Genomic DNA, 4,153 nt, shown 5'->3' on the forward strand with positions numbered 1-4,153 from the left:
GCCAGTCGCTGAATGGGCGCTTTGGATTCCTGCGCCGCCGCTACAACGCGAATAATTTGGGAAAGCACCGTATCGGCGCCGACCGCTTGCGCCGTCATCGTAAACGGCGTGGCGCCGTTCACCGTGCCGCCGGTCACCGTATCACCAACCGTTTTTTGTACCGGCATGCTTTCGCCGGTCAACATCGCTTCATTGACCTCCGGCGCGCCTTCGCTGACTTGACCGTCCACCGGAACTTGCTCGCCCGCTTTGACCCAAAGCGTCATACCGACTGTCACGTCATGCGCGTCAATGGTTGTGATTTCTTCCCCGTCTTTGCGATGGGCTCGCGCGGGCGCCGCGGCAAGCAATGTTTCCAGCGCTTGTCCGGTACGGCGTTTCGCGGCCGCCTCCAAGTATTTACCGAGTAAAATAAAGGTAATCAGCCACGCGGACGTTTCAAAATATAAATGCCCGGCGCCGCCAAAAAGTTCATACAGCGAGTAAAGATACGCCGTCGTCGTTCCCAAGACCACGAGCACGTCCATATTGAGCGAGCCGCCGCGCAATGCGCCCCACGCGCCGCGATAAAAATAAAGTCCCGGTCCGAATTGCACGACCGTCGCCAAAACGAGCTCCGCAACGCCCGGCAACATCGGCCACCAGCCTGTAAGCGCGCCAACCATGCCGATCATCAGCGGCAAGGCGAAAACGAATGCGATGAGCAAACGCCGTTTCGCCGCTCGCACCTCCGCCCCCGGATCTTCCCAAGCGGCATCGGCGATATGCGCACCGTAACCGCTTTTTTCAATTTTGGCAATGATATCGGCGGCGGTTACCGTCTGATCATCGTACGCCAGCCGAGCGCGGCCGGTGATCAGATTGACCGCCACTTCCTGCACCCCCGCCATGCGTCCGACGACCTTTTCGATCCGCGCGGAACAGGCCGCGCAATGCATGCCGGTGATGGCAAGTCGTAACGTTTGTTTCATTCTATACCTTCTTTCCGTCAACTTCGATGGAAATTACATCGAATATTTTCTATGTATCTTTAGTATAGCACTTTTGTCAAGAGTTGCCTACATGGTAAAATGCAGTTACTCTAATAGCGGAGGTCATATGTATTTTTCAATCAAAGAACCTTTTCATTATGAAACGGTCATCAAAAAATCGCGCTTTATCTGTGATCTGATTCCCGTCAATGATGCGGAGGAAGCCAAAGACGCGTTGTCGACCATTCGCAAACGCTACTACGATGCGACGCATCACTGCTCGGGGCTTCGCCTCGGCACCACCGGCACTTTGCAGGAGCAATCCAATGACGACGGCGAACCGGCCGGCACGGCAGGTCGTCCCATGCTGCATGTGTTGCAGCAAAAGGACATGACAAATGTACTGGCCGTAGTGACGCGCTATTTCGGCGGCATCAAACTCGGCACCGGCGGCCTGGCGCGCGCGTACGGGGGAACTCTCGCGGAAAGCGTAAGTGCCGCGCCGATCGTCGCGTATGTCGCTCACCATCGTTACTCGGTCCAAATCCCCTACGATCTTCTGGGCGCGCTGGAAAACGCCTGGAAAGACATGCCTTACATCATTATCAATCGCCAATTTACGGATACCGTACGCTTTACGATAGATGTACCGGCAACGGCGGCCGCAGCCTTTGAACAAAATCTGACGGAACTGACCGCGGCGCGAGCCGTTTGGCAAAAAGATCCCGAACGTCTTTTAATGATTGACTATGATTTAATAAAATAAATCACTTTTTTTGCTAATTATTCGCATTTATTTGGTTATCAATAAAACACTTTCATTTTACATCCCTCTCCATTCCTCGTATCCTATAAATAGAAAATTCCGTTAGGGAAGGGAAAGGAGATGATTTTATGTCGAGATTTTGGCAGCATTACGCAGACCATCGTTTGGCGGCGGCTACCGGTCTGAATACCGAGACAATGGAAAGTTCCGTGATGGTCGCACCGCGCTTGGCACGCAAAGAAGTGTTTTCATTGCAAGGCGTGTGGCGCTATCTCGCAAAAAAACGGCTGGCAACCGCGGATGCTCTGTACTACCACAATGCATTCCCGGTGGCGCATGTCTGACATGCTCTTTTTTCTCCGCTTAAAGTACCCGGGCCTGCCCGCTCGGGTAATCTGCCTACAAAAATAACGGCGTCATGACGCCGTTATTTTTATGTCGAAATTTATACCGATACAGACGCCAACGTGTCAACCGCGTTGGCGCTCACAGAAGCGTCGGCGTTCTCCGCCTCCAAGACGCTTGCATAGTAATGTAAAAACACTTGCGCGGTGTGCGAAAGCGGTCGATTCCGCGGACGCACAATCGCTTTTTTCAGAGTGACACCGCTCAGCTTTCGGGAGCCCAATCCCGGCCAAAATTCTTCTTCCTCTTCCGCCGGAATGAGGGCCGCTACATTTTCCGTGCGCGCCCAAGCCAGCGCCGATGCTTTGGTCGTACAGACGGCTACCAATTGAAAAAGCGTCTGCGGATCGCCGATTTCCTGCCGTAAAATGGCGGCGCCGCTGCCTGACGTGGCGATCGCCATACCGCGTAAATCGGAAAAGCTCGCCCCTTGCATCGGCACCTGACGCAGTAACTCTTCCGTGCCGACGACGGTCAGTGTTTCGGCGCGAGTAAATAAAAATTCAAACTGCTCCGATTGCGGAAACGTCGTATGACATACCCCGAGATCCGTCTCACCGGCGAGAAGATCCTCCTGCTGCACACTCGTGATGCCTTCTTTCAGTTCAAAGCGCACGTTGGGATATTCTTTGTGAAACCCCGCCAGTACCCGATGAATAAAGCGCGGCGACCGTCCCGGCGAAATGCTGAAACGCAAGGTGCCGCGCACCTCTTGCGTGGCCGTTGCCATTTCATCACCCGCCAAGTCCTCTAAAGCACAAATCTCTTTTGCACGCTGATAGAAGATTTCCCCGGCTTCCGTCAGATGCAAACGGCGACGACCGCGCGCGACAACGACCAGTTTTGTTTCGAACCGTTTTTCCAAAAGCTGCAGCTGCTTACTCAATGTCGGTTGGGTAATATGCAGGTACTCCGCAGCACTCGTCATATTGCCCGCGTCCACCATCGCCATAAAATTACGGTAATACTCAGTGTCCATGGCTTCCTTTCCGCGCCAACTTATTATATTTAGCGCTAAAATATATATTTATTTGATAATATAAACTTCCTCTCTAGTTTACATTATTATAGTATATTGTAACATATATTTTACATATTTTTTAGCACGTAAAGATGATAAATAACGTTTTTCCTTTGCTCGAGCGTTTATTCTTTTCGCGCCGAAATCATTGCCTGACCGTCCCGAAAAAATAGTAAGCATGCTATAATATTTTTAAATTGGATAATTAAACTCAAAATCCGATATTTGTCTGTCCACAATCACTGAATTGCTTCGCCTGCGGATGTATTTCTGCGATGACAGACTCACAACGGCATCCGTTCTTTCATTTCACTGCGCCGTTTTCTCTGTTGTGTTTCGTATCCGTCGGCCGGATGATCCCGGCAGCGACTTCGGCTGCCGGGTATTTTTCTGTCCGTTCCCACGCGGTACGAGGACAGCATTACATTTATGTATTTTTCACTTACATATAAATTTTCGGAGGAAAGTATGACACTGGATGACTTACGCCCGGGCGATATCGCTATCGTCACGGGACTTGCGCAAACGAGCATGAAGCGTCGTTTGCAGGATTTGGGGCTGATCGAAGGCACGCGCGTCACCTGCATCGGCATCAGCCCGCTCGGCGACCCCAAAGCATTTGCGGTGCGCGGCACCGTCATCGCGATTCGCGCGACCGACAGCCGCCACATCGCGGTAAGGAGTTGTTGAGATGACTCCCGCCATCGCCCTCGCCGGCAATCCGAATGTCGGCAAAAGCACCGTTTTCAATGCCTTGACCGGATTACATCAACACACCGGAAATTGGCCCGGTAAAACGGTGGAGACCGCGCACGGCTACTACGAAGATGCCGACGGCCGACTGGAGCTTGTCGATCTGCCCGGCTGCTATTCTCTTTTGGCGCATTCCGAAGAAGAGGAAGTCGCCCGCGATTACATCTGTTTTGAACAACCGGCCTGCGTGATCGCCGTGTGTGACGCGACCGCGTTGGAACGCAATTTGAATCTTGT

At 52.4% G+C, this 4,153-nt stretch carries 6 protein-coding genes; 4 read left to right on the forward strand and 2 right to left on the reverse strand.

The window, feature by feature from the left end; all coding sequences use genetic code 11:
- On the reverse strand, positions 1–971 hold a 971-nt coding region (locus tag KH813_RS06135; RefSeq protein WP_303994472.1), incomplete at its 3' end, for a cation-translocating P-type ATPase.
- Between the two features lie 127 nt (positions 972–1,098).
- Here KH813_RS06135 and KH813_RS06140 point away from each other — a divergent pair.
- Complete coding sequence (locus KH813_RS06140) at positions 1,099–1,737, forward strand: YigZ family protein (RefSeq protein WP_303994473.1); 639 nt, start codon at positions 1,099–1,101, stop codon at positions 1,735–1,737.
- A 128-nt stretch (positions 1,738–1,865) separates the two neighbouring features.
- A complete protein-coding gene (locus KH813_RS06145) occupies positions 1,866–2,081 on the forward strand; it encodes a hypothetical protein (protein ID WP_075939103.1) in 216 nt (71 codons plus the stop codon).
- Positions 2,082–2,182: 101 nt separating this feature from the next.
- Here KH813_RS06145 and KH813_RS06150 read toward each other — a convergent pair whose 3' ends face one another.
- Positions 2,183–3,121: a LysR family transcriptional regulator gene (locus tag KH813_RS06150; protein ID WP_303994474.1), complete on the reverse strand. Its 939-nt coding sequence runs from the start codon at positions 3,119–3,121 to the stop codon at positions 2,183–2,185.
- A gap of 510 nt (positions 3,122–3,631) precedes the next feature.
- On the opposite strand from KH813_RS06150, the gene KH813_RS06155 reads away from it, so the two are divergent.
- Both KH813_RS06155 and KH813_RS06160 read left to right on the forward strand, forming a co-directional pair.
- Complete coding sequence (locus KH813_RS06155; RefSeq protein ID WP_303994475.1) at positions 3,632–3,853, forward strand: FeoA family protein; 222 nt, start codon at positions 3,632–3,634, stop codon at positions 3,851–3,853.
- A gap of 1 nt (position 3,854) precedes the next feature.
- Positions 3,855–4,153: FeoB small GTPase domain-containing protein (locus KH813_RS06160; RefSeq protein ID WP_303994476.1), on the forward strand; the 299-nt coding region annotated here is incomplete at its 3' end.

The sequence above is a fragment of the Negativicoccus succinicivorans genome (genome assembly GCF_018373335.1).
Taxonomy (GTDB): domain Bacteria; phylum Bacillota; class Negativicutes; order Veillonellales; family Negativicoccaceae; genus Negativicoccus; species Negativicoccus succinicivorans_A.

Coding starts and splice junctions, on each gene's coding strand:
- KH813_RS06140 (WP_303994473.1), top strand. CDS start 1,099: ATGTATTTTTCAATCAAAGAACCTTTTCATTATGAAACGGTCATCAAA.
- KH813_RS06145 (WP_075939103.1), top strand. CDS start 1,866: ATGTCGAGATTTTGGCAGCATTACGCAGACCATCGTTTGGCGGCGGCT.
- KH813_RS06150 (WP_303994474.1), bottom strand. CDS start 3,121: ATGGACACTGAGTATTACCGTAATTTTATGGCGATGGTGGACGCGGGC.
- KH813_RS06155 (WP_303994475.1), top strand. CDS start 3,632: ATGACACTGGATGACTTACGCCCGGGCGATATCGCTATCGTCACGGGA.